26 protein-coding genes are annotated in these 25,017 nt (G+C 70.0%); 11 read left to right on the top strand and 15 right to left on the bottom strand.

Annotation, left to right across the window (positions count from 1 at the left end):
• Positions 1-148: 148 nt before the first annotated feature.
• The gene (locus QRO03_RS15130) at positions 149-1,075 is read left to right on the top strand and encodes a heme o synthase (protein ID WP_285138318.1); all 927 of its coding nucleotides are present in this window, start codon (positions 149-151) and stop codon (positions 1,073-1,075) included.
• A gap of 541 nt (positions 1,076-1,616) precedes the next feature.
• Here QRO03_RS15130 and QRO03_RS15125 read toward each other — a convergent pair.
• Positions 1,617-2,135: a dinucleotide-utilizing enzyme gene (locus tag QRO03_RS15125; protein ID WP_285138317.1), complete on the bottom strand. Its 519-nt coding sequence runs from the start codon at positions 2,133-2,135 to the stop codon at positions 1,617-1,619.
• Between the two features lie 197 nt (positions 2,136-2,332).
• Positions 2,333-3,319, bottom strand: coding sequence for a COX15/CtaA family protein (locus QRO03_RS15120; RefSeq protein ID WP_285138316.1), 987 nt, complete (start codon positions 3,317-3,319; stop codon positions 2,333-2,335).
• A gap of 255 nt (positions 3,320-3,574) precedes the next feature.
• Between QRO03_RS15120 and sufB the strand changes: the two genes are divergently transcribed.
• The 6 genes from sufB to QRO03_RS15090 all read left to right on the top strand — a co-directional run bounded on the left by sufB (position 3,575) and on the right by QRO03_RS15090 (position 8,992).
• Positions 3,575-4,993 carry a Fe-S cluster assembly protein SufB gene (gene sufB, locus QRO03_RS15115; protein ID WP_285138315.1) on the top strand — a complete coding sequence of 473 codons (1,419 nt, stop codon included), beginning with the start codon at positions 3,575-3,577 and terminating at the stop codon, positions 4,991-4,993.
• Positions 4,994-6,184, top strand: coding sequence for a Fe-S cluster assembly protein SufD (gene sufD, locus QRO03_RS15110; RefSeq protein ID WP_285138314.1), 1,191 nt, complete (start codon positions 4,994-4,996; stop codon positions 6,182-6,184). It begins immediately after the preceding gene.
• Entirely contained in the window at positions 6,181-6,510 is a 330-nt protein-coding gene (locus QRO03_RS15105; RefSeq protein ID WP_183419491.1) for a non-heme iron oxygenase ferredoxin subunit, read from the top strand. The genes sufD and QRO03_RS15105 overlap by 4 nt, the downstream gene beginning before the upstream one ends.
• 37 nt (positions 6,511-6,547) lie before the next feature.
• Complete coding sequence (sufC, locus tag QRO03_RS15100) at positions 6,548-7,318, top strand: Fe-S cluster assembly ATPase SufC (RefSeq protein WP_285138313.1); 771 nt, start codon at positions 6,548-6,550, stop codon at positions 7,316-7,318.
• A 9-nt stretch (positions 7,319-7,327) separates the two neighbouring features.
• Positions 7,328-7,657, top strand: coding sequence for a metal-sulfur cluster assembly factor (locus tag QRO03_RS15095; protein ID WP_013586729.1), 330 nt, complete (start codon positions 7,328-7,330; stop codon positions 7,655-7,657).
• A 171-nt stretch (positions 7,658-7,828) separates the two neighbouring features.
• Entirely contained in the window at positions 7,829-8,992 is a 1,164-nt protein-coding gene (locus tag QRO03_RS15090) for a MalY/PatB family protein (protein ID WP_285138312.1), read from the top strand.
• A gap of 123 nt (positions 8,993-9,115) precedes the next feature.
• Here the strand turns inward: QRO03_RS15090 and QRO03_RS15085 are convergent, their stop codons facing one another.
• From QRO03_RS15085 to QRO03_RS15060, 6 genes are all read right to left on the bottom strand, one after another.
• Complete coding sequence (locus QRO03_RS15085) at positions 9,116-9,325, bottom strand: TOBE domain-containing protein (protein ID WP_285138311.1); 210 nt, start codon at positions 9,323-9,325, stop codon at positions 9,116-9,118.
• Between the two features lie 169 nt (positions 9,326-9,494).
• The gene (locus QRO03_RS15080; RefSeq protein WP_285138310.1) at positions 9,495-10,403 is read right to left on the bottom strand and encodes a siderophore-interacting protein; all 909 of its coding nucleotides are present in this window, start codon (positions 10,401-10,403) and stop codon (positions 9,495-9,497) included.
• Positions 10,387-11,241, bottom strand: coding sequence for an ABC transporter ATP-binding protein (locus QRO03_RS15075; protein WP_285138309.1), 855 nt, complete (start codon positions 11,239-11,241; stop codon positions 10,387-10,389). The genes QRO03_RS15080 and QRO03_RS15075 overlap by 17 nt, the downstream gene beginning before the upstream one ends.
• Before the next feature lie 37 nt (positions 11,242-11,278).
• Positions 11,279-12,355 (bottom strand): FecCD family ABC transporter permease, encoded by a 1,077-nt coding sequence (locus QRO03_RS15070; RefSeq protein ID WP_285138308.1) that lies wholly within the window; start codon positions 12,353-12,355, stop codon positions 11,279-11,281.
• Positions 12,352-13,398 (bottom strand): FecCD family ABC transporter permease, encoded by a 1,047-nt coding sequence (locus QRO03_RS15065; RefSeq protein WP_285138307.1) that lies wholly within the window; start codon positions 13,396-13,398, stop codon positions 12,352-12,354. Before QRO03_RS15065 ends, QRO03_RS15070 begins: the two co-directional genes overlap by 4 nt.
• Before the next feature lie 25 nt (positions 13,399-13,423).
• Positions 13,424-14,446 carry an ABC transporter substrate-binding protein gene (locus QRO03_RS15060; protein WP_285138306.1) on the bottom strand — a complete coding sequence of 341 codons (1,023 nt, stop codon included), beginning with the start codon at positions 14,444-14,446 and terminating at the stop codon, positions 13,424-13,426.
• Between the two features lie 257 nt (positions 14,447-14,703).
• Between QRO03_RS15060 and QRO03_RS15055 the strand changes: the two genes are divergently transcribed.
• Positions 14,704-16,302, top strand: coding sequence for an ABC-F family ATP-binding cassette domain-containing protein (locus QRO03_RS15055; RefSeq protein ID WP_285138305.1), 1,599 nt, complete (start codon positions 14,704-14,706; stop codon positions 16,300-16,302).
• A 131-nt stretch (positions 16,303-16,433) separates the two neighbouring features.
• Here the strand turns inward: QRO03_RS15055 and QRO03_RS15050 are convergent, their stop codons facing one another.
• The 4 genes from QRO03_RS15050 to QRO03_RS15035 all read right to left on the bottom strand — a co-directional run bounded on the left by QRO03_RS15050 (position 16,434) and on the right by QRO03_RS15035 (position 18,989).
• Positions 16,434-17,318 carry an SURF1 family cytochrome oxidase biogenesis protein gene (locus QRO03_RS15050; RefSeq protein WP_285138304.1) on the bottom strand — a complete coding sequence of 295 codons (885 nt, stop codon included), beginning with the start codon at positions 17,316-17,318 and terminating at the stop codon, positions 16,434-16,436.
• Positions 17,319-17,538: 220 nt separating this feature from the next.
• Positions 17,539-17,757 carry a hypothetical protein gene (locus QRO03_RS15045; RefSeq protein ID WP_285138344.1) on the bottom strand — a complete coding sequence of 73 codons (219 nt, stop codon included), beginning with the start codon at positions 17,755-17,757 and terminating at the stop codon, positions 17,539-17,541.
• 92 nt (positions 17,758-17,849) lie between these two features.
• Positions 17,850-18,221, bottom strand: coding sequence for a DUF3099 domain-containing protein (locus tag QRO03_RS15040; protein ID WP_285138303.1), 372 nt, complete (start codon positions 18,219-18,221; stop codon positions 17,850-17,852).
• A 138-nt stretch (positions 18,222-18,359) separates the two neighbouring features.
• The gene (locus tag QRO03_RS15035) at positions 18,360-18,989 is read right to left on the bottom strand and encodes a DUF4190 domain-containing protein (RefSeq protein WP_285138302.1); all 630 of its coding nucleotides are present in this window, start codon (positions 18,987-18,989) and stop codon (positions 18,360-18,362) included.
• A gap of 159 nt (positions 18,990-19,148) precedes the next feature.
• On the opposite strand from QRO03_RS15035, the gene fabG reads away from it, so the two are divergent.
• Positions 19,149-19,859, top strand: coding sequence for a 3-oxoacyl-ACP reductase FabG (gene fabG, locus QRO03_RS15030; RefSeq protein WP_285138301.1), 711 nt, complete (start codon positions 19,149-19,151; stop codon positions 19,857-19,859).
• A gap of 289 nt (positions 19,860-20,148) precedes the next feature.
• Here fabG and QRO03_RS15025 read toward each other — a convergent pair whose 3' ends face one another.
• A complete protein-coding gene (locus QRO03_RS15025) occupies positions 20,149-20,826 on the bottom strand; it encodes an alpha/beta fold hydrolase (RefSeq protein WP_285138300.1) in 678 nt (225 codons plus the stop codon).
• A gap of 164 nt (positions 20,827-20,990) precedes the next feature.
• Positions 20,991-21,632, bottom strand: a complete 642-nt coding sequence (gene serB, locus QRO03_RS15020) for a phosphoserine phosphatase SerB (RefSeq protein ID WP_285138299.1) — start codon at positions 21,630-21,632, stop codon at positions 20,991-20,993.
• Between the two features lie 245 nt (positions 21,633-21,877).
• On the opposite strand from serB, the gene QRO03_RS15015 reads away from it, so the two are divergent.
• Positions 21,878-22,351 carry an S-ribosylhomocysteine lyase gene (locus QRO03_RS15015; RefSeq protein WP_285138298.1) on the top strand — a complete coding sequence of 158 codons (474 nt, stop codon included), beginning with the start codon at positions 21,878-21,880 and terminating at the stop codon, positions 22,349-22,351.
• Positions 22,352-22,447: 96 nt separating this feature from the next.
• Here QRO03_RS15015 and glgC read toward each other — a convergent pair whose 3' ends face one another.
• Positions 22,448-23,692, bottom strand: coding sequence for a glucose-1-phosphate adenylyltransferase (glgC, locus tag QRO03_RS15010; protein WP_285138297.1), 1,245 nt, complete (start codon positions 23,690-23,692; stop codon positions 22,448-22,450).
• Between the two features lie 76 nt (positions 23,693-23,768).
• On the opposite strand from glgC, the gene glgA reads away from it, so the two are divergent.
• Positions 23,769-24,959 (top strand): glycogen synthase, encoded by a 1,191-nt coding sequence (glgA, locus tag QRO03_RS15005; RefSeq protein ID WP_285138296.1) that lies wholly within the window; start codon positions 23,769-23,771, stop codon positions 24,957-24,959.
• Positions 24,960-25,017: the final 58 nt, after the last annotated feature.

The raw sequence follows: 25,017 nt of genomic DNA, 5'->3' as shown, positions 1-25,017 counted from the left end.
GGTGTCGTCGCGGGGCGCGCGTTCACCGCCAGCATAGCGAGAACCCACGACCCTGTTGCGGATCGTGACGGGGGTCGACAGGCGGCCGGGCGTGTGGTGCGGATGGCATAGAATCGAGGAGGTTCTTTACGCGCTACCCCGGGGGACGATGGACATCTCGACGACGTCGCACGGCATTGCGACGACCGATCGCCGCTCCGTCGGACGCACCGTGCGGGCTTACGTGGCCCTGACGAAGCCCCGCGTGCTCGAGCTCCTGCTGGTCACCACCGTGCCGGTGATGATCCTGGCGCAGGGCGGACTGCCCGACCTGTGGCTGATCTTCGCGACGGTCATCGGCGGCTCCCTGAGCGCCGGCTCGGCGGCCGCGTTCAACATGTACCTCGATCGCGACATCGACGCGCACATGCAGCGCACCGAGAACCGTCCGCTCGTGACCGGCGAGGTCTCGCCGCGCGGCGCGCTCGTGTTCGCGTGGACGCTCGCCGCCGTCTCGACCGTCTGGCTGTGGGTGTTCACGAACCCGCTCGCCGCCGGTCTGTCGGCAGCGGCCATCTTCTTCTACGTCGTGATCTACACGATGATCCTCAAGCGCCGCACCGAGCAGAACATCGTGTGGGGCGGCATCGCGGGCTGCTTCCCGGTGCTCATCGGCTGGTCGGCCGTCACGGGGTCGCTGTCGTGGGCGGCGCTCATCCTCTTCGCCCTGGTCTTCCTCTGGACGCCGCCGCACTACTGGCCGCTGTCGATGAAGTACGCCAGGCAGTACGAAGAGGTCGACGTCCCGATGCTGGGCGCCACCCGCAGCGGATCGCAGGTGGGACTCCAGGTCATCCTCTACGCGTGGGCCACCGTCGCGTGCTCGCTCCTGTTGATCCCCGTGGCATCCATGGGGCTGGTGTACACCGTGTCGTCGCTGGTGTTCGGCGGCTGGTTCGTCTACGAATCGCACCGCCTGTACTCCCGTGCCGTGCGAGGCGGCGAGCCGCGTCCGATGCGCGTCTTCCACGCCTCGATCACGTACCTCACGCTGCTGTTCGTCGCCATCGCCGTCGATCCGCTGCTGCCGTTCTGACCTGATTCTCAGGCGCCCGTCCCTCATCGGGGGCGGGCGCTTCGTCGTTTCGAGTGGTGCTGGCGGCGTGGATACGTCGACGACTCCGGATGCCGTTCGCCTGCGTCACCGGGTCGACGCGGGCGCAGAGGGGATGCCGGCCGAGCGGAGGAGATCCCGTAGGGGGAGGATCGCTGCCGCGGCATCCGTCCTCCGCTCGAGGGATCTCCTCCGGTGGCCGGGTGGCGCGAGTGCGACGGTGTTCGATCGAGTGCCGGGAATTCTGCGGCGGATGCCCACGGAGCGGAGGGGATTCCGCGGGGGGAGGATCGCCGCAGCGGCATCCGTCCTCCGCTCGGGGAATCTCCTCCGGCGGGCCGGCGGGCGGGCAGGCGGGCCGGCGGGCGGGCCGGCGGGCGGGCCGGCGGGCGGGCAGGCGGGCCGGTGGGCGGGCAGGCGAGCCGGCGGGCCGGCGGGCCGGCGGGCGGAGTCGAGGCGGGAGATCCGCAGACGCGAACGCGCCCACCCCCGGAAGGGAGCGGGCGCGTTCGTTCGAGCGGGATCAGCGGCGCGTGGCGTCGTCTCCGGCGTCGAGTCGGGGCTCGTCGTGGCGGGCTCCGGCGTCGAGCTTCGGGGCGTCGTGTCCGGCCTCGGCGGTGGCGCGTGCGGGAGCGGTCGCGGTCGACGGCGTCTCGACGTCGGCGTCCTCCACCGCGATGGGGGCGGCGGCTGCGGCGGGCGCGTATGCGGCGACGGCGGGCTCGGCGACCGTCTCGTCGTCGCTGGACCAGTCGATGCTCTCGACCGCCACATCGGGGCGGCGGGTCAGGGCGGAGGCCGCACCGAGCGCGAGCACGGCGACGATGCCCACGGCACCGGCACCGAGGACCGCGGCGCCGACGACGACCCACGACTGACCGACGTAGACCTGCACGACGGTGGCGTTGGGGTCGTTGAGGACCTCCTCCATCGCGGTGATCCCGTTCAGGACGATCGCGAGTCCGCCGATGATGGCGGCCAGGGATCCGACGACGAGCACCCAGAAGGGGATGCTGGTCAGCAGACGGGGACGAGTGTGCATGGGAGAACTCCTTGTCGTTCCGGCCCGGGGGAGTCGGAAAGCGTCATCCGACGCGGTGGCATCGGATGGATCACGGGCGCGGGGCACCCGGGGAACAACACTGTCCCACTCGGCGGTGTCGACGTTAGGGGTCGCCGATGAATGCCCCATGAGCGTATAAGAGCGCCGTCGCGCTCCGACCGCAGCGGCGTCGGGTGTCAGCGGCGCGCGGACGCGGTCTCGCGACGCGCGATCGGCTCGTCGGCGACGACCGGGTGCTTCAGGCGCAGCACGACGACGGTCATGGTCGCCGCGGCCAGCGCGGCCAGCACCATGTGGGTGCCGACGGCGAGTTCGGGCAGCCCGTTGCGCGCCTGGTAGAGGCCGACGGCGATCTGCACGAGCTCGACCGCCAGCAGGGCGGTCGCCCAGCGACGCACCGGGAGGCGGAGCCTCCACGCGATCACCACGACCACGAGGGTGAGGACGAACAGCGCGTAGCCGGGCCAGGCGTGCACGTGCTCGAGTACCTGGGCGTCGAAGCCGTTGCGGACGGAGGCCTCGTCACCCGAGTGGGGGCCGGCACCCGTGGTGAGCACGCCGAAGACGATGGTCAGGGCGAGGACCGCGGTGGTGGCGTGCACGAGTCCCGCGAACCAGCGCGGGGCGGCGAGGGCGCGGGCGCCCGCGGGCTGGTACATCCGCACCAGGAAGGCCGCGCACACGGCGACGAGCGAGATCGACGCGACGTAGTGGAAGCCGACGATGAAGGGATTCAGGCCCGTCAGCACCGTGATGCCGCCGACGACAGCCTGCGCGACGATGCCCACCAGCACGACGAGCGAGAGGACGAAGAGCACCCGGCGCTCGTGACGCATGCGCCACACGAGCACCACGACGGCGATGGCCAGGATGCCGACGAGCCCGGTCAGCGTGCGATTGCCGAACTCGATGACCCCGTGGATGCCCATCTCGGGCGTGTTGATCAGGGAGTCGGGCGTGCAGCGCGGCCACGTCGGGCAGCCGAGCCCCGACCCGGTGAGCCGGACGGCGCCGCCGGTGCCGATGATCAGCACCTCCGCCACGAAGGACAGCCACGCGAACACCCGCACCCGCCGGTCGACGTCGACGGGCAACCAGGCGACGAGACGTCGCAGAGGCTCGGGAACGCGGGTCGGTGACGTGGGGGACGAAGCGGAGGGCATGCGTGCGGCTTCCTGGCGTCGAGGCGGCCCCGGCGGTCCCGGTGTGCGGGGGAGCGGTGCTGCCGTACCGGGAGCGGGTGCCTGTAGAATCGAAGGGTCCGGGTGCGTCGCTCGCGCGATCCGCACCACTGACAGTCTAGGCGCGCCGCCAGCGCCTTCGAACGGGCCCACCAGCGACATTCCTGGGACTTCGACCGGAGTCCGGAATGTCGGGGCGGATGACACCGTTGAGGCCCGAGAAGGAGAGTGATCACCATGTCCGATGTACTCATCGACCGACCCGAGCTCGAAAGCCTGGGGCAATACGAGTTCGGCTGGCACGACACCGATGCCGCAGGTGCGCTCGCGCAGCGCGGGATCAACGAGGACGTCGTTCGCGGCATCTCTTCCCTGAAGTCCGAGCCGGAGTGGATGCTGAAGACGCGCCTCAAGGGCTACCAGCTCTTCGGCCGCAAGCCCATGCCCACCTGGGGTGCCGATCTCAGCGAGATCGACTTCGACAACATCAAATACTTCGTGCGTTCGACCGAGAAGCAGGCCCAGTCCTGGGAAGACCTCCCGGAAGAGATCCGCAACACCTACGAGAAGCTCGGCATCCCCGAGGCGGAGCGTCAGCGCCTCGTCGCCGGCGTCGCCGCGCAGTACGAGTCCGAGGTGGTCTACCACCAGATCCGCGAAGACCTCGAGCAGCAGGGTGTCATCTTCATGGACACCGACACCGCTCTGCGCGAGCACCCGGAGTTCTTCGAGGAGTACTTCGGCACCGTCATCCCCGCGGGTGACAACAAGTTCGCGGCCCTGAACACGGCGGTGTGGTCGGGCGGTTCGTTCGTCTACGTCCCCAAGGGCGTGCACGTCGAGATCCCGCTGCAGGCGTACTTCCGCATCAACACCGAGAACATGGGCCAGTTCGAGCGGACCCTGATCATCGCCGACGAAGACAGCTACGTGCACTACATCGAAGGCTGCACCGCGCCGATCTACAAGAGCGACTCGCTGCACTCGGCCGTGGTCGAGATCATCGTGAAGAAGAACGCGCGCGTTCGCTACACGACGATCCAGAACTGGTCGAACAACGTGTACAACCTCGTCACCAAGCGTGCCGTCGCCCACGAGGGCGCGACCATGGAATGGGTCGACGGCAACATCGGCTCCAAGGTGACGATGAAGTACCCCTCCATCTACCTGATGGGCGAGCACGCCAAGGGCGAGACCCTCTCGGTGGCCTTCGCCGGTCCCGGTCAGCACCAGGACGCCGGCGCGAAGATGATCCACATGGCGCCGTACACGCAGTCGTCGATCGTGTCGAAGTCGATCGCCCGCGGCGGCGGTCGTGCCGGGTACCGCGGCGAGGTGCGGGTGGATGCCAACGCGCACCATTCCGCCAACACGGTGCGCTGCGACGCGCTGCTGGTCGACACCATCTCGCGCAGCGACACGTACCCCGCGATCGACATCCGTGTCGACGACGTGCAGCTCGGCCACGAGGCCACGGTCTCGAAGGTCAGCGAGGAGCAGCTGTTCTACCTGCAGTCGCGCGGCCTCCCCGAAGACGAGGCCATGGCCATGATCGTCCGCGGGTTCATCGAGCCCATCGCGCGTGAGCTCCCGATGGAGTACGCGCTCGAACTCAACAAGCTCATCGAAATGGGCATGGAAGGATCCGTAGGCTAAATGACGACTGCGACCGAAACTCCCGCAGCCGCCGAGGGTCACATCGACCCGGCAGCCCTCGTGGCATCCGTCGTTCCGGTGCAGACGCGCTCGGAGCGTCTGACCTCGTTCGACCCGGCCGACTTCGGGACCCCCACAGGGCGCGAGGTCAACTGGAAGCTCAGCCCGATCGCGCGCCTGGCTCCGCTGTTCGTCGACGAGTCCGGCCCGACCGGCGTCATCACCGTCGACGTGCAGGCGCCGGATGCCGTGGAGCAGTTGCGTCTCGCGGCAGGTGACGCGCCGCGCGGCGAACACTTCCGTCCCGAAGACGTCATCGCGGCCCTCGCCTGGACCCACGAGTCCGAGGCGCCGCTGTTGCGGATCCCGGCGAACGTCGAGCTCGACGAGCCCGTGGTGGTGCGGCTGACCGGCACCGGCGGGCTGGCGCACGCCCACGTCGTCATCGAGGCGCAGCCGAATTCCCGCGGCACCGTCGTGCTGCGGCACGAGGGCACCGCCCAGCACGCCCAGAACGTCGAGATCATCGTGCGCGACGGAGCAGACCTGACGGTCGTATCGGTGCAGAAGTGGGACGACGACGCGATTCACGCCTCGGCGCACCAGGCGCGCGTCGACCGCGACGCGAAGCTGACCCACGTCGTGGTGAGCTTCGGCGGTGGTGTCGTGCGCGTGAATCCGTCGGTCGAGCTGTCGGGCGCGGGCGCCGAGGGCCGTCTCTACGGTCTGTCGTTCGCCGACGCCGGCCAGCACCTCGAGTCGCAGGTCTACCTGCACCACAAGGGTCCGCACACGGTCGGAGACGTGCTCTACAAGGGTGCGCTCCAGGGCGCGAGCGCCCGCAGCGTGTGGATCGGCGACGTGCTCATCGGACCGGATGCCACGGGCACCGACTCGTACGAGGCGAACCGCAACCTGGTGCTCACCGACGGTGCGCGCGCCGACTCGATCCCGAACCTCGAGATCGAGACGGGCGACATCCGGGGCGCGGGCCACGCCAGCGCCACGGGGCGCTTCGACGACGAGCAGTTGTTCTACCTGCAGGCCCGCGGCATCGCGGAAGACGAGGCGCGACGACTCGTCGTCCTCGGCTTCCTCAGCGAGATCGTCCAGCGCATCGGCATCCCCGAGCTCGAGACCGAGCTGACCGAGGCGATCGAGCGCGAGCTGGCTCAGGGGGCTGACGCGTGAGCGCTGCCCGCGCCTGCGCGCTGAGCGACCTCGTGCAAGACGAAGCGCACCGCGTCGAGATCGGCGGTGTCGCCATCGCCGTGGTGCTCGACGGCAACGGCGACGTGCACGCGATCGGCGACGTCTGCACCCACGGCGACATCTCGCTGTCGGACGGCTTCGTCGAGGGCGAGACGCTGGAGTGCTGGGCCCACGGCTCGGCCTTCTCGCTGAAGACGGGACGCCCTCTCAATCTGCCGGCTTTCGAGCCGGTGCCCGTGTACGAGGTCGTGATCGACGGAGACGACGTGCTCATCGATCCGTCCGTCACCAAGGCGACGGCCTGAGCCGCGCCCACGACCCCAGACTTACGTAAGGAACCCCATGTCTGTCCTCGAGATCCGCGACCTCCACGTGACGGTCGAGACGGAGAACGGTACGACCCCGATCCTCAACGGCGTGACGCTGACGCTGCGCACCGGTGAGACCCACGCCATCATGGGCCCCAACGGCTCCGGCAAGTCGACCCTGGCGTACACGATCGCCGGTCACCCCAAGTACACGGTCACCAGCGGTTCCATCACGCTCGACGGTGAAGACGTGCTCGAGATGACCGTCGACGAGCGCGCTCGCGCCGGTCTCTTCCTGGCGATGCAGTACCCGGTCGAGATCCCCGGTGTCACGGTCACCAACTTCCTCCGCACCGCCAAGACGGCCATCGACGGCGAGGCTCCGGCCATCCGCAGCTGGACGAAGGACGTCAAGGGCGCCATGTCGAACCTGCGCATGGACTCGACGTTCGCCGCCCGCAACGTGAACGAGGGTTTCTCCGGCGGCGAGAAGAAGCGTCACGAGATCCTTCAGCTCGAGCTGCTCAAGCCGAAGATCGCCGTGCTCGACGAAACCGACTCCGGTCTCGACGTCGACGCGCTCAAGATCGTCTCGGAGGGCGTGAACCGCGCCAAGGAGCAGACCGACCTCGGTGTGCTGCTCATCACGCACTACACGCGCATCCTCCGCTACATCCGCCCCGACTTCGTCCACGTGGTCGTCAAGGGCCGGATCGTCGAAGAAGGCGGCCCCGAGCTCGCCGACCGTCTCGAAGAAGAGGGTTACGACCGTTTCCTCGAGGCCGGTACGCCGGTCGACGCGTAAGATCGTTACATGACCGCAACCCTCGCGCCCGAGAAGTACGACGAGGTCACCGAGGCCCTGAAAGACGTGATGGACCCCGAACTGGGGATCAACGTCGTCGATCTGGGACTCATCTACGACCTGGCGTGGGATGACGAGAACGACGCGCTCGTCATCCACATGACACTGACCTCGGCCGGCTGCCCGCTGACCGACGTGCTCGAAGAGCAGACCGCTCAGGCCCTCGACAACGTCGTGGACCGCTTCCGCATCAATTGGGTGTGGATGCCGCCGTGGGGCCCCGAGCGCATCACCGACGACGGCCGTGACATGATGCGAGCCCTCGGGTTCGCGATCTGACCGGTCGCGCCGAGCCCCGCGGGTCGCCCTGACCCGCGTCCTCGGCCTCGCGAACGCCCGTCCCTCCGGGGGCGGGCGTTCTCGCGTGTTCCAGGCGGCGGTGCCGTGCTCGTGTGTCGCCGTCTGACGCGTCGATTCCCCGGCATCCGGGGCGCTCATTAGGCTCACGACATGAGCGTTCCTCCCCTCCAGGCCCTGCCGCTCGCCCTCCTCCGTCAGCGAACGAGCACGAAGTGGCGCTCGTACGGTGACGATGTGATCCCCATGTTCGTCGCCGAGACCGACTTCGCCTTGGCTCCCGGCATCACCGCCGCCCTGCACCGCGCCGTCGAGATCGGCGACACCGGGTACACGCCGCCGCGGCCGGGTATCGACCTCGACTTCGCGGACTTCGCCGACCGCCACTGGGGCTGGCGCCCGGATCCGTCGCGCATCCGCTGGACGGGGGACGTGATGATGGGCGTCGTCGAGGTGCTTCGTGCCGTCACCTCGCCCGGTGACCGGGTGGTCGTCACCCCGCCGGTGTACCCGCCGTTCTACGACACGGTCGAGGAGGCGGGTGCGGTGGTGGAGCGCGTTCCGCTCGTCGACGACGGCCGCGGCTGGAGACTCGACCTCGACGGCATCGAGCGGGCCCTCGCCGCCGGCGCCCGCTCGGTACTGCTGTGCAACCCGCACAACCCCACCGGCACCGTCCACACGCGGGAGTCGCTCGCTGCCCTGGCGCGGTTGGCGCATCGGTTCGGAGCGACCGTCGTCAGTGACGAGATCCACGCTCCGCTCACGCACGCCCCCGCCGTGTTCACCCCGTTCCTGGATGCCGCGTTCGAGGCCGCCGCGGTCGGGTACACGGTGACGAGCGCGAGCAAGACGTACAACCTCGCCGGGCTCAAGTGCGCGGTCATCGTGACGGGCGCCGACGAGACCGCGGCGGTCGTGCGTGCGCTGCCGTGGGAGGTGGAGTGGCGCGCAGGACTGTTCGGCGTCATCGCCAACCGCGCCGCGTTCTCGGCCGACAGCGACGAGTGGCTCGAGGGGCTGCTGGCCGCCCTCGATCAGAACCGTCGCCTGCTGGCCGACCTGCTCGCCGAGCACCTCCCCCTCGCGCGCTACCGCATCCCCGACGCCGGCTTCCTCGCCTGGGTGGACGTCTCGGCCTACGGGTGGGGCGAGAATCCCGCGCCGTTGATCCGGCGCGAGGCGAAGGTTGCGCTGCACCACGGCCCGCTCTTCGGCGAAGAGGGCGTGGGGCACGTGCGCATCAACGTCGGCTGCGCGCCCGAGGTGCTGCGCGACGCGATCGAGCGCATCGGGCACTTGGTGCCCCGAGGGTGATCCGGATCTCGGTCGATGCCCCGAGGGCGACCCGGATCTCGGTCGATGCCCCGAGGGCGACCCGGATCCCGGTTGATGCCGGCACTCCCGTCCACGGCCGCTGAGCGCCTCCGGGAGAAGCGCTCAGTCGTCGACGGCGACCATGACGTCGGACGCCTTCACCACGGCGTACGCTTCGACGCCGGCGGCCAGCCCGAGCTCGTCGACGGCGTCGTTGGTGATCGACGACGTCACGATGGAGCCGCCGACATCGATGCGGACGTGCGCGGTGGTCGCGCCTTTCGTCACCTCGACGATGGTGCCCTTCAACCGATTGCGTGCGCTGATTCGCATGAGTGCTCCCTCGTGTGACGACATCGCCCACGGTGGGCTGTCGGACACGTGGCCCACCTTAAGCCCCCGGTCCGGGGCGCGTGGCGGACGTGACCCCGGTGCGTGGCATCCGGAGTCTGTTCCGCGCCCGCGCCCGCGCGCAACCTGCGCCCGGAACGGCATCAGGTCGTCAGCACTCCGCGCGACCGGTGCGCCAGTAACCCATGAAGGCCACCGCCCGCCGGTCGACCCCGCGCTCGGTCACGAGGTGACGGCGCAGGGTCTTGATCGCCGAGGCCTCGCCCGCGAGCCAGGCGTACAGCGGAGCCTTCTTCAGCGCGGCCCCGCCCTTGGCGGTGCGGGGGACCTCCCAGAGCATCCCCTCGTCGATGTCGATCTCCTCGACCTCGTCGCCGTGCCCATCGGGGGTGAGCGCGAAGGCGGCGTCGCGCGTGGCGGAGACCAGGTGCGCGTGACGATCGCGGCCCGCGCGAGCCGCCACCAGGAACGAGAAGCCCGGATGCCGGGGGAGGTAGGCGCAGTCCTCGGGGGTGGGTACCTCGAGCACGACCGTACCCGTGGCATCCGCGGGCAACTGCTCCAGGATGACGGCGATGGCCGGCGCCGCTGTCTCGTCTCCGGCCAGCAGGTAATCGCCGGTCTCTGCGGGAGGGACGAAGTCGACGCCGAAGCTCACGTCGGTGAGCGCCACCGTGGGGGCGAACACGAGCACCTCATCGCCGACGCGGGCGTTCTCGATCCACGCCGAGGCGGGTCCCAGCACTTCATGGGCGACCATGTCGATATCGATCTCGCGATCGGCACGTCGCACGGCGCGGGTCGTGTACGTGCGGAAGGGGAGGCGCTGCTCGTCGGGGAGCTCACGCCAGGCGGTCCACCAGTCCGCGCCGGTCGGCATGGCATCCAGGCTCAGCGTGTCGGTGGGGAAGACGACCTTGATGCGCTGGTCGAAGCCGGGATCGCCGTATTCGTGGAGGTCGTCGCCGACGAAGGTGAAGCGACGGAAACTGGGCGTGAGGTCGGTGATGCGGGCGACGCGGACGCGGAAGAACCGGGAGGTCTCACGAGGGGAGGACATCGAGGGGCTCCTGAACGGTGTCGGGGGCGGACACGCGCGGGCTCGCGTGGTGGCGACCGCGGGGGAGGACGAGCGGGGTGCCCGAGACGGGGTCGGGGACGACGAGGGCGTCGAGACCGAACACCTCGCGGATGAGGTCGGAGGTCATGACGGAGGTGGGATCTCCGGCGGCGACCACGTGACCCTCGCGCAGCGCGATGAGGTGATCGGCGTAGCGAGCGGCCATGTTCATGTCGTGCAGGACCATCACCGTGGTGGTGCCGCGGTCGCGGTTGAGGTCGGTGAGCAGGTCGAGCACCTCGACCTGGTGCGCGACGTCGAGGAAGGTCGTCGGCTCGTCGAGCAGCAGGATGTCGGTCTCCTGCGCCAGTGCCATGGCGATCCACACGCGCTGACGCTGGCCACCGGACAGCTCGTCGATCGAGCGGTCGGCGAGGTCGCTGATACCGGTCGCGGCGAGGGCCTCGGCGACGACCTCGTAGTCGCGGGCGCTCCAGCGGGCGAGCGCGCGCTGGTGCGGGTGGCGCCCGCGGCCCACCAGGTCGGCGACGGCGATGCCCTCGGGCGCGATCGGGCTCTGCGGGAGCAGACCGAGGATGCGCGCCACTTCTTTGGAGGGCCGTTCGTGCAGCGCCTTACCGTCGAGCACGACCCGCCCGGCTTTAGGGGGAAGCAGGCGCGCGAGCGCGCGGAGGAGCGTCGACTTGCCGCAGCCGTTGGCGCCGACGATGGCGGTGATGCGACCGGCGGGGAAGCTGATGTCGAGGTCGTCGACGATCACGCGGTCGCCGTAGGCGAGGGTGAGTCCCTCCGCGGTGAGCGTGCGGTTCGCGGTCACGAGAGGGCTCCCTCGGGGTGGGAGGTCACAGGGGCGGTCACAGTGAGCCTCCGGAACGGTTGGTCCTGATGAGCAGGTAGATGAGGTAGGGCGCGCCGAGCACCCCGGTGATGACGCCGACGGGATAGCGGTTGTCGAAGGCGAACTGACCGAGCAGGTCGCTGAGCATCACCAGGAGGGCGCCGACGAGTCCGGCGGGCACCAGGAGCGAGCCACCCGGACCGACGAGTCGGGCGGCGATCGGGCCGGCCATGAACGCCACGAACGCGATGGGGCCGCTCGCCGCGGTGGCGACGGCCAGCATCACGACGGCGCCGACGATGAGCAGCAGGCGGGTGCGCTCGACCCGCACGCCGAGACCGGCGGCCGAGTCGTCGCCGAGGCGCAGGACGGCGAGTCCGCGCGTGTTCGCGACCATGAGCGGCAGGACGACCGCGACGGTGACGGCCAGCGGCAGCAGGCGCTCCCACGAGGCGTTGTTGAGGCTGCCGGTGAGCCACTGCATCGCCGTCTGCAGATCCCAGTTCGCCGCGCGGGTCAGCACCCACGTCGTGACGCTGTCGAGCATCGCCGCCACGCCGATGCCGATGAGTACGAGCCGGGTGCCGGTGAAGGCTCCGCGGCGTGAGAGGAAGTAGATGGCCCCTGCCGTGGCGAGGGCGCCCACCAACGCGAAGGCGGAGACGGCGGCATCCGAGAGGGAGAAGCCGATGATCGCGACGACGGCGAAGGCGCTCGCGCCCGAGGAGATGCCGATGATGTCGGGGGAGGCGAGGGGGTTCCGCAACATCGTCTGGAACGTCACGCCCGCCATCCCGAAGGCGAGGCCCGAGAGGAGCCCGAGGCTGGCGCGCGGGAGGCGGAGCTCGCCGATCGTGAAGGAGGCGCCGGGCACCGTCTGCCCGAGGAGCACGCGGACGACCTGGTCGGGGGTGTAGAAGGTGTTGCCGACCATCAGGGTGACGACGTACACGACGAGGACGGCGATCAAGAGGACGACTGCGACGAGGGTGCGACGGCGGGCACGGTCACGGCGACCCCGGATGAGCGCGGCCACGTCGGGGACGGATGCCGTGGCGGCATCGCCCCGGGGCGAGAGGGTCTGGGCGCTCACAGTTCGCGCACCTTCTGCCGACGGACGATCCAGATGAAGAAGGGGGCACCGATCAGAGCCGTGAGGATGCCGACCTCGACCTCGGTCGGGCGCGCGACGAGGCGGCCCACGACGTCGGCGCCGACGAGGAGGATGGCCCCGCCGAGGGCCGAGAAGGGGACGAGCCAGCGGTGATCGGTGCCGATGAGCATGCGGCAGACGTGGGGGACGACGAGGCCGACGAACGCGATGGGACCGGCGACGGCGGTGGCGGCGCCCACGAGCACGACCGCTCCGGCGGAGGCGACGAGGCGCGTGCGGCCGACGTGCTCGCCGAGACCCGTGGCGACGTCGTCGCCGAGCGCGAGGGAGTTCATGCCGCGGGAGCAGAGGATGCAGACGAGGGCGCCGATCGCGAGGACCGGCAGGACCACCTGCACGCGGTCCCACGTCGCGCCGCCGATCCCCCCGATCTGCCAGAACCGGAACACCTCGAGCAGGTCCACGCGGGGGAGCAGGATCGCACTCGACAGCGACCCGAAGGCCGCCGTGGTCGCCGCGCCCGCGAGGGCGAGTTTGAGCGGGGTCGCGCCGCCGCGACCGAGCGAGCCCACGGTGTAGACGAAGACGGCCGCTGCGGCGGCGCCGACGATCGCGAAGCCCATGTACCCGGACGAGCTGGAGAGCCCGAAGAACGCGATGCCGGTGACCACGGCGAGCGATGCGCCCGCGGAGACGCCCAGGATGCCCGGATCGGCGAGCGGATTGCGGGTGACGGCCTGCATGGTCAGACCCGCCATCGCGAGGGCGGCGCCGACGAGGAGTCCGAGGACGGTGCGGGGCACGCGGGTGATCACCGCGGCCTCGCCGACCCCGCCGCCGCCCGTGAAGGCGGAGGCGATCTCGGTCAGCGAGACGTCGCGGGTGCCGAAGGCGATGGATGCCGCCGACACCACCACCACGCCCCCCGTGAGCACCAGCAACCACAGCAGGCGGCGACTCGCCGGACGCCGCAGGGAGGCGGCATCCGGGAGCACGTCGACGACGGGGGAGCGGGTGGTCATGAGGGGCGCGGTCCGGTGAGGGGGATCAGCTGACGGCGGTGGTCAGCAGGTCGAGGTACTGGCCGAAGCCCCAGCCGACCGACAACGGCGAGGGGTTCGCCGAGGCCGCGAGCGGCGTGCCGTCTTCGAGGACGGCGATGCGGCCCGCAGCGATGGCGGGGATCTTCGACAGCAGCGGGTCGGCCTGCAGCTGTGCGACGGTCGAGCCGTCGGTGTTGCCGTAGGTGATCCACAGGCCCACGTCGCTGAAGACGTCGGCGTTCTCGGAGCTGATGTCGCTGTAGAAGGCGTCGACCTCGGCCGAGGTCTTCGTCACCTGCTCGGGCTCGGGCATGCCCAGCTCGTGCAGGAAGCCCGCGCGCGGATCGTGCGAGGTGTAGTACGTGATGGTGCTGAGATCGGTGGGGTCGGTGAATGCGAACAGGGGCGCGGCGTCCGCGAGGGCGGGGTGCGCGGCGTAGGCGTCCGCGGCCTCGGTCTTGATCTGCTCGATGAGGGCGTCGCCCTCGGTCTCGAGGCCGAGGGCCTTCGAATTGAGCTGGATCATCTGATCGAGGGTGGTACCCCAGGCGGCGTCGGGGTAGGCGACGACGGGCGCGATCTTCGACAGGGTGTCGTAGTCCTCCTGCGTCAGACCCGAGTAGGCGGCGAGGATCACATCGGGCTGCGTGTCGGCCACGGCCTCGAAGTCGATGCCGTCGGTCTCGTCGAAGAGCGCAGGGGTCTCGCCGCCGAGCTCGGTCAGCTTGTCTTCGACCCAGGGGAGGATGCCGTCGCCGTCGTCGTCGCCCCACGTGGCCTTCGCCATGCCCACGGGCACGATGCCGAGCGCGAGCGGGACCTCCTGGTTGGACCACGCGACGGTCGCGACGCGTTCGGGCTTCTTCTCGATCACGGCCTGGCCGAGGGCGCTGTCGACGGTGACGGGGAAGACGCCGTCGGAGCCCTGCGCCGCCTCTCCTTCCGGCGATGCGGAGGTACCGGCGCAGCCGGTGAGGACGAGGGCGGAGCCGACGGCGAGGGCCGCCAGGGCGCGGAATCGGGACACAGAGAGCCTCCTGTGATTCAAGTAAGGACAGGCTTAGCTTAGGTCAGTGATCGGGTGAGAACGCAAACCCGGATGCCGAGACCGGGGCCGAACGTCTCGACACCGAGCTATCCGGGGCGGACGTTCGGCGACCGTCCGGGCACACGGCATCCGGGCCGCTCGAGACTCACTGTCGGGGAACGTTAGGGAAGGCGACTTATACTGGGTGGCTGGCCATCCTCTGGCCATTCCCCGACCCCGAAGAACGGACGTTCGCTGTGCTCGCCGTGCACGACCTCGAGATCCGCGTGGGCGCCCGCGTGCTCATGTCCGATGTGGCGTTCCGCGTCTCCGACGGCGACAAGATCGGCCTCGTCGGGCGCAACGGTGCCGGGAAGACGACGCTCACGAAGGTGCTCGCGGGTGACCTGCTGCCTTCGAACGGCGGCGTCGACCGCTCGGGCGAGCTCGGCTATCTGCCCCAGGACCCCCGCTCGGGCGACCCCGAGATGCTGGCGCGCACGCGCATCCTCGACGCCCGCGGTCTGGGTTCGCTCGCCCTCGGCATGCACGAGGCGTCCCTGGCCATGGCCGACCACGACGCCGCGGTCGCCGCGAAGGCGATGAAGAAGTACGCCAACCTCACCGAGCGGTTCGAAGCGGCGGGCGGGTACGCGGCCGAGGCCGAGGCGGCATCCATCGCCCACAACCTCTCGCTCCCCGACCGCATCCTCGATCAGCAGCTGAAGACCCTGTCGGGCGGTCAGCGTCGTCGCATCGAGCTCGCGCGCATCCTCTTCTCGGATGCCCGCACGATGATCCTCGACGAGCCGACCAACCACCTCGACGCCGACAGCGTCGTGTGGCTGCGCGAGTTCCTCAAGGGCTACAAGGGCGGCCTCATCGTCATCTCCCACGACGTCGAGCTCGTCGGCGAGACGGTCAACCGGGTGTTCTACCTCGACGCCAACCGTCAGGTCATCGACATCTACAACATGAACTGGAAGAACTACCTGCGCCAGCGGGTGGCCGACGAGGAGCGCCGCAAGAAGGAGCGCGTCAACGTCGAGAAGAAGGCCACGGCGCTGCAACTGCAGGCAGCGCGCTTCGGCGCGAAGGCGTCGAAGGCCGCCGCCGCCCACCAGATGGTCGCGCGCGCCGAGAAGATGCTCTCCGGCCTCGACGAGGTGCGTCAGGACGAGCGGGTCGCGAAGCTGCGCTTCCCCAAGCCCGCGCCCTGCGGCAAGACCCCGCTCATGGCGTCGGGTCTGTCGAAGTCGTACGGATCGCTGGAGATCTTCACCGACGTCGACCTCGCCATCGACCGTGGGTCGCGCGTCGTCATCCTGGGTCTCAACGGCGCCGGCAAGACGACGCTGCTGCGCATCCTCGCGGGCGTCGACCAGCCCGACACCGGCCAGCTCGAACCCGGTCACGGTCTCAAGATCGGTTACTACGCGCAGGAGCACGAGAACCTCGACGTCTCGCGGTCCGTGCTCGACAACATGATGTCGGCCGCGCCGCACATCACCGCGACCGAGGCCCGCAAGGTGCTGGGATCGTTCCTGTTCGTGGGCGACGACGTGCTCAAGCCCGCGGGGGTCCTCTCGGGCGGTGAGAAGACGCGTCTGTCGCTCGCGACGCTCGTGGTGTCGTCGGCGAACATGCTGCTGCTCGACGAACCGACGAACAACCTCGACCCCGCTTCTCGTGAGGAGATCCTCGGCGCGCTCGCGCATTACGAGGGCGCGGTCGTGCTCGTCTCGCACGACGAGGGTGCCGTCGAGGCGCTCAACCCCGAGCGGGTGCTGATCCTCCCCGACGGTGTCGAAGACATCTGGGGCCGCGACTACGCCGACCTGATCACGCTCGCCTGATCGCCCGCGGCTGATCACCTGCGCCTGATCGCTCGCGCGTGATCACTCCGGCCTGATCACCCGGCGCCCCGCCATCATCCGCCGGAGGCGACACACGAGCAGGGATGCCGGCAGGCCGGCATCCCGCGGGATCACCGGGCGTCGAGCAGCGCGTCTTCGTCGTCGGCGTCGCGGTCGCGCGGACGCTTCCGCGAGCGGTGGAGAGCGACCGGGTCGACGCGACGGGCTTCTTTCGGCGCGGTCTCGGCAGCGGGAACCGGGACGGAGTCGTCTTCGGCGTCTTCGCGACGGAGTCTGCGCTCGTTGACGATGACGTAGCCGATGAAGGCGAAACCCATCACCGCGAAGAGGATCCACTGGATCGCGTACGACAGGTACGGACCCGGATCGTTGCTCGGCGGGTCGATCGTGAACGGAGCCGTCGCGGGGGCGGGGGTCTCCGACATCAGCAGTCCGTAGGCGCCCTCTTCGAGCGGCCCGGTCTGTTCGGCGACCAGCCCGAGGTTGATCGTGGGCACCTGGCCCGGCTCGGCCGATCGTCCCGAGGTGGGGGCCGCCTCGCCGGGGCGCAGGCGCACCTCGACGGTCACCTCGCCCGTCGGCGGAGCGGGGATCTCGTCGGGCGCCGACTGGCTGTTGCCCGGCGGCAACCATCCTCGATCGACGAGGACGACGCGGCCGTCGTCGAGGCGGAACGGCACGAGCTGCTCATAAGCGGCGGACCCCCCGTGCGCGCGATTGCGCACGAGGAGCTGATCGTCGGGGAGGTAGCGGCCCTCGAGCGTGACCGGTCGCCATTCGTCGGCGGGGTCCAGCTCGGCTCCGGGGGCGAGCAGCTGCTCCAACGCGACGGGTGCCGCGTCGTAGTTGTTCTCGACGAGCTGCAGCTGCTCGGTGCGCTCGGCGTTGCGCGAGAACTGCCAGTTCGACAGGAACGCGCACGCGATCGCGAAGAGGATCGCGACGCCGACGTACATCGCCCACCGGGCGGCGGCGGGGGTCTCGCGCGCGCTCATGCGCGCCCTTCGACGGCAGGCGCTGCGTAACCGCTCACGTCATCCTCCCTGGCCACGCTTCCAGGGTACGTCGGTCGGGCTGTGCGTGTGCTCACGCAATCCGTGCCGCGGGGGCGACGGCCCGCGGGCGGGGCCGCGGCGCGCTCGGGATCGCCTGTTCGGGAACTCACGCCTTTTCGTGAACTCACGCCTTTTCGTGAACTCACGCCTGCTCGTGAACTCACCCGTGCGGCGCCGCGAGAGCGCTGACCTCGACGGGGAAGTCCCGCGCGCTCAGGAACTCGCGGAGATAGACGACGTGCTCGTCGCACGCGACCCACGTCTTCCGGCGTTCGGGCGCGTGGATCCGAGGATTGCGCCAGCGGAGGGCCCAGATCGCGTCGTCGCGGCATCCCGCTCGTGAGCACTCGGTCTGCTCGGCGGGGGCGGACGGCCTCACCGACGCCCCGGATGCGGGCGACGCCGGCGGTGGTGCGACCGCCGTCTGCTCGACGGATGCCGGCCGTGCGGACGACGCCTGTGGCGCGTCGGTCACGACCGGTCGTCGCGCGGCGGGTCGAGGCGCGGAGTCTCGGCGATACGGATGACGAGAGGCGCATCGGGATCGGCCGCTGCGGCGGCCGGCGCGGGGCGCGGAGCCTCGATCGCGCGCTCGGGATTGATCGCGGTGGTCTCGGGGGCGTCCTGGCCCACGTTCGCGAGGATCACGGCGACGTAGGGCAGGAAGATCGCGCCCGCGGCGAAGACGAAGGTGTACCAGCCGTAGGGGGTGATGAGCGCCATCGCGAGGAAGCATCCGATGCGGATGCCCATCATCAGCATGTACCGGGCGAAACGACCGTCAGCGTCCTCCCGGGGAGCCTTGGGGAGCGACGTCGCAGACTGGGCGCGGTTTGTCTTCACAGTGGTCTCAGGGTACGCCCGTGGGCGAGGGGGTCGGCGCGTTCTCGCGGACGTCGTCTCGACGTCATGACAAGCCTCGGGGAGACGACTGCGGGTGCCGCCCCAGAGGACGACACCCGCAGCGACTCGAGCGATCGCTCAGGAGCTGTATCGCACGTCGCTCCCGCCGGCGACGCCGAGGATGACGACCAGCAGGACGATGGCGAGGATGCCGAGCCCGAGACTGATGTAACCGATGAGCACGCCCGACAGGGCCATGCCGCGTCCGCGCTCGCCCGTCGTCTTGAGCTGCTTCAGCGAGATGTGTCCGGTGATGATGCCGACGATCTGGCCGATGACCGGGATGACGAAGAGTCCCACGAGCGACGACACCAGCGCGACGACGGCCAACGGGTTGACGCGCGGGGCGGCGCTGTAGCCGTAGGCGGGTGCACCGTAGGGCTGCTGTCCGTAGGGCTGCTGTCCGTACACCTGCTGTCCGGTGTCCTGCTGTCCATAGGTCTGCTGACCGTATGCGGGAGCCCCGGGTGCGGACTGTCCGTAGGCGGGCGCCGGGTAGGCGGGTGCGCCGTAGGGCGGTGCCGGCGGGGCGTCGTTCCCCGTCGAGGGAGTGCCGCTTCCGGGCACCGGGGGAGCGTCGTACGGGGGCGCCGGGGGGAAACCGTCGCCCGTCGGACGGGACGGTGCGTCTGGACCGGTCGCGTCGGCGCCGGTCGCGTCGGGCGTGTGTCCGTACGGGGAGGGGTCGTTGGTGCGGTCGTCGCTCACGGGATGCCTTTCGTCGCGCTGTGTTCCAGCGTTCCAGCGCCGCTCGACCCGTGTCAAACCCCGGGACGCGCGCGATGATGCGTATGCCGGTCGCCGTCGGCCCCGGGCGTCGCTCGCTAGGCTGGGCCGGTTACGTCCCCGCAGCACAGGAGTGTCACCATGTCCCAGGACCGCGTCGTCGTCGTCACCGGAGGAAACCGGGGCATCGGTCGTGCCATCGCCGAGCGGTTCGTCGCCGAGGGGTGGAAGGTCGCCGTCACCGCGCGGTCGGGCGAGGGCCCCGAGGGGACTCTCACCGTTCGTGCCGATGTGACCGACGCGGCCGCCGTGGATGCCGCGTTCTCGCGGGTCGAAGCGGAACTGGGTCCGATCGCGGTCGTCGTCGCGAACGCCGGTGTGACCAAGGACACCCTGCTGCTGCGCATGAGCGAAGACGACTTCGACAGTGTCGTCAACACCAATCTCGGCGGGGCGTTCCGCGTGGTCAAGCGTGCGTCGAAGGGGATGCTGAAGGCGCGCTGGGGTCGTGTCATCCTCATCTCCAGCGTGGTCGGTCTGTACGGCTCGGCGGGACAGATCAACTACGCCGCCTCCAAGAGCGCTCTCGTGGGCTTCGCGCGCTCGCTGACGCGCGAGCTCGGCGCGCGCGGCATCACCGCGAACGTCGTCGCGCCCGGGTTCATCGAGACCGAGATGACCGCCGAACTGCCCGCTGACACCCAGGCGGAGTACAAGAGGAACATCCCCGCCGGTCGTTTCGCTTCTCCCGATGAGGTCGCGGGTGTCGTGACCTGGCTGGCCGGCGACGATGCCGCGTACATCTCGGGCGCCGTCATCCCCGTCGACGGCGGACTCGGGATGGGTCACTGACCGACGCTTCCGACGCTCCCGACGCTCCCGACGCTTCCGACGCTTCCGACGCTTCCGACGCTTCCGGGGCCTCGTGGCCGTAGGGCAGGGGTCGGAGTTGGCGGAGGGCGGTCACGCGACCGGTGCGCCCGATCGGCGCTCACGTCCTCCATTCACCCGATCCGCCGGCTGAGGGTCGACGGCGGTCACGGCGGCCGGTCCGCCGGCGGAACGCCGATGGTCGTCGCCCAACGGACGCGGCCGCGGCCGCGCCGTGACACGACGACGCCGATGGGCGCCGGTGGTCGTCCTACCGCACCGCCGCCACCAGTTTTTTCGCGAACTCGGCAGGTTGCGAGAACTGCGGCCAGTGGCCCGAACCGAGGTGCACGACCTCGACGTCGTCGATGCGACCGAACTCCTCGGCGAAGGCGCCCCAGTCGGCGAGCACGTGGGGCAGGGATTCGGCGTCGAGCTGACCGGACAGGATCGTCACGGGCACGGAGAGTCGACGGTCGTCGCCGAGCGTGACCGGGGAGGTCGGTACCCGCCCGGGAACGTCGACCACCTGCTGGGCGGTGCGGCGACGCGTCTCGTCGTCGATGTCGGCGACGTCGTCGTGATCGAAGAAGTCCCAGCCCGGGAAGTGCACCACGCCGTCGTCGACGGGGAACTCGGAGATCATCGCCCCGGGATGCGGCGCGATGGTGTCGACCAGGATGACGCGTGCGACGCGCTCGGGGCGCCGGTCGGCGGCACCCCACACGACGTTCCCCCCGCCGGAATGCCCGACGAGAACGACGGGCTGATCGAGACGGTCGATCTCGGAGACGACGGCATCGACCCAGTCGTCGATGACCAGGTCGCCGACCGCGGGGCCGGGCATGGTCAACGGATGCGGTCGGTGCCCCGCCTGCTCGAGAGCGGGGACGACGTCGTCCCACGACGACGCGGTGAGCCAGAGTCCGGGTACGAGGAGGATGTCCATGCTGGGAGCGTAGGACGGGGTTCCGACATCGGGAAGAGGGACCGCTGCGGGACCCGGCGCACGCGGCACTGCGTCCTTGATACCGTGCCCGGAAAGACCGTGTCCGGTGTCGAGCCGGATGACACTGACGGTCGCGGCGACCTTTCGAGAGTCCGTGCGACGGGTCAGCGGGGCAGCAGCACGATGACCTCGGCCAGGTCGACGGCGTCGATGACGAGGTCGGCGCTCTCGCGCACGGCCGGTTTCGCGTTGAACGCCAGTCCCAGCCCCGCCACCGCCATCATCTCGAGGTCGTTCGCGCCGTCGCCGATCGCGAAGGTCAGGGCGAGGGGAACGCCGTGGTCGGCGGCCCAGTCCTGCAGCGTCTCGGCCTTGACCGTGGCATCCACGATCCCCCCGTCGACCTCGCCGGTGAGGGCTCCCTCGGAGGTCGCGAGCCGGTTCGCGCGCCAGACGTCGACGCCGAGATCGGGGGCGACGGTGTCGAGCACCTCGTGGAAGCCGCCCGAGACCACGCCGACGGCTCCGCCGCGCTCGTGCACCGCGGCGATGAGCTCGCGCACACCCGGGGTGGGTTCGATGCGGGCGATCGCGCGGGCGAAGGCCTCGGTGGACACGCCCGTCAGCGCCCGCACGCGCGAACGCAGACTGGTCGCGAAGTCGACCTCGCCGCGCATGGCGGCTTCGGTGGCGGCGGCGACCTCGGCGCCGCGGCCGGCTTCGTCGGCGAGGAGCTCGATGACCTCGTTGCGGATCAGGGTGGAGTCGGCGTCGAGCACGACGAGGAAGCGGGCGGGCGCAGGCACGCGCTCGACCCTAGCGGGTCGCGAAGTCGCGCGCCGATCCCGTCGGCGGGCGGACACCCGCCCGCGGTGGGCGTCGCGCGGGGACCCGCCCGAGGTGGGTGCGCGACTCGCGCAGGGTGGGCGCCGTGGGATGACCTGCCCGCGGTGGACCCGGCCGTGCGTCGCGCCGTGTCACTCGAGGACCGCGATGTCGGCGGGCGCGCGTAGGCTCGTCCGGTACCCCAGACCTTCGAGAAGGGACCCCCATGGCCGACGTCGAGAGCTTCACCCTGGACCACACCGCCGTGCTGGCACCGTACGTGCGCCTGATCGGCTCCGAGACGGGACCGCGCGGAGACGTCATCTCGAACTTCGATCTGCGTCTCGTGCAGCCGAACGAGGGCGAGATCCCCACCGCCGGCCTGCACACCATCGAGCACCTCCTCGCGAGCCTCGTGCGCGACCGCATCGATGGACTCATCGACATCTCGCCGTTCGGATGCCGCACCGGCTTCCACGTGATCATGTGGGGCGAGCCCGACGTGGCATCCCTCGTCGACGCGATCACCGACTCGCTGCGCGCGATCGCCGAAGACGTGCAGTGGGAAGACGTGCCCGGCACCGATGCCTACAGCTGCGGCAACTACCGCGACCACAGCCTGCACAGTGCCCGCGAATGGTCGAAGGCGGTGCTCGAGAAGGGCATCAGCCGCGACGCGTTCGCGCGCGTGGGCGTCTGAGCCGACCGCCGATCAGCATGCGGAAGGGGCGGTGACCATTGCGGTCACCGCCCCCTTCCGCATCCGGGGTCCCCGGTATCCGGGGTCCGGGTCAGCTCACGCGTGGACGTGCACGTCCTTGCCGACGACGGTGATGCCCGTCTCGGTGACGGTGAACCCGCGGGCGAGGTCGCGATCGCGATCGACGCCGATCGTCGCGCCGGGCTCGAGCACGACGTTCTTGTCGAGGATGGCGCGGTGGATGCGCGCGCCCGCGCCTACCTGCACGCTGTCGAAGAGCACGGAGTCGGTGATCGTCGATCCGCCGCCGGCGAGGGCCCACGGCCCGACGACACTGCGCTCGAGATGCGTGCCAGACAGCACCGAACCGAGCGAGACGATCGAGTCGATCGCGTTGCCGATGCGTCCGACCGAGTCGCGCACGAACTTCGCCGGCGGCGCGTTGAAGGTCTGCGAGTAGATCGGCCAGTCGGTGTTGTAGAGGTTGAAGATCGGAAGCGTGGAGATCAGATCCATGTGGGCGTCGTAGAACGACTCGATCGTGCCCACGTCACGCCAGTACGAGCGGTCGCGCGGCGTGGACCCCGGCACGTCGTTGCGCTGGAAGTCGTAGACGGCCGCTTCGCCGCGGTTCACGAAGTAGGGGACGATGTCGCCGCCCATGTCGTGCGCCGAGGTCGGGAGCTCACCGTCGTGCGTGACGGCCTCGACGAGGGCGTCGGCGTCGAAGATGTAGTTGCCCATCGACGCGAGCACTTCGTGCGGGGCGTCGACCAGGCCGGTGGGGTTCTGCGGCTTCTCGAGGAACTCGCGGATCTTCGTCGGGTCGGTCGGGTCGGTGTCGATGACGCCGAACTGGTTCGCGAGTCCGATGGGCTGACGGATGCCGGCGATCGTGGCGCGGGCATCGGAGGCGATGTGCGCGTCGAGCATCTGGTTGAAGTCCATGCGGTAGACGTGGTCGGCGCCGATGACGGCGACGATGTCGGGCTTCTCGTCTCGGATGAGGTTCATCGACTGCAGGATCGCGTCGGCGGAACCTGAGAACCACCGCTTGCCCAGGCGCTGCTGCGCGGGGACCGACGCGACGTAGGCGCCCAGCATCGGCGACATGCGCCAGGTCTGCGAGATGTGGCGGTCGAGGCTGTGCGACTTGTACTGCGTCAGCACGACGAGCTGTCTGAGGCCCGAGTTGATCAGGTTCGAGATCGCGAAGTCGATCAGGCGATACTGGCCGCCGAACGGGACGGCGGGTTTCGCGCGGTCGGCCGTGAGGGGCATGAGTCGTTTTCCCTCGCCGCCGGCGAGGATGATTCCGAAGACCTTCGGCGCTGCAGGCATGGCACCACACTAGGGGTCACGGGGGGATGCAGGTACACGTGTACGGCGCGCCGTGGCCTGTACTACGGTTCGTCTCATGCGCGTCGACATCGTGACCAAGGAGTACCCGCCGGAGATCTACGGGGGAGCCGGGGTCCACGCCACAGAACTGGTGAAGGCGCTGCGTTCCGAGGGCACCGAGGTGCAGGTTCGCGCCTTCGGCGCTCCGCGCGACGAGGTCGACACCACCGCCTACGGTGTGCCGGCCGAACTGGCCTCCGCGAACGGCGCGATCCAGACCCTCGGCACCGATCTCGAGATCGTCTCCGACGTCGCGGGTGCCGACGTCGTGCACTCGCACACCTGGTACGCGAACTTCGCCGGGCATCTGGCATCCCTCCTGCACGGCATCCCGCACGTGGTCACCGCCCACAGCCTCGAACCGCTGCGGCCGTGGAAGGCCGAGCAGCTCGGCGGCGGGTACGCGGTGTCGAGCTATATCGAGAAGACCGCCTACGAGAACGCCGCCGCCGTCGTCGCGGTGAGCTCGGGCATGCGCGACGACATCCTGCGCAGCTATCCGTCACTGGACCCCGCAAAGGTGCGCGTCATCTACAACGGCATCGACACCGAGTCGTGGCATCCGGTGTCGGATGACGACTTCCTCGCGTCGGTGGGGATCGATCCCTCACGTCCCTCGGTCGTGTTCGTCGGGCGCATCACGCGTCAGAAAGGTCTGCCCTACCTGCTGCGCGCCGCCGAGCGCCTGCCGGAGGACGTCCAGCTGATCCTGTGCGCGGGCGCACCCGACACCCCGCAGATCATGGAAGAGGTGCAGGAGCTCGTGCGCGGGCTGCAGGCGACGCGTGACGGTGTCGTGTGGATCGACCGGCTGCTCCCGCGGAACGAACTGTGCGCGATCCTCACCGCGGCCACGACGTTCGTCTGCCCGTCGGTGTACGAGCCCCTCGGCATCGTGAACCTCGAGGCGATGGCCTGCGGCGCAGCCGTCGTGGGGACGGCGACCGGCGGCATCCCCGAGGTCGTCGTCGACGGCGTCACCGGCCGGCTCGTGCCCATCGAGCAGGTGCAGGACGGCACGGGAACGCCCGTCGATCCCGAGCGGTTCGTCGCAGATCTCGCTCGCGTGCTCACCGAGGTGGTGACGGATGCCGAGAAGGCCCGCGCCTACGGGCAGGCCGGCCGTCAGCGGGCCATCGACGACTTCAGCTGGGCGGCGATCGCCGAGACCACCGCCGCCCTGTACGCGGAGGTCGCGGCGAAGTAGCGTCGCGACGACCGGATCCCGAGCTTTCCACCGGGGCGGGGCGGGCTCGATCGGCTCT

This window comes from Microbacterium sp. lyk4-40-TSB-66, from assembly GCF_030209475.1.
Lineage (GTDB): Bacteria > Actinomycetota > Actinomycetes > Actinomycetales > Microbacteriaceae > Microbacterium.
The sequence above is the reverse complement of the archived record's forward strand: the minus strand, read 5'-3'. Positions and strand labels throughout refer to the sequence as shown.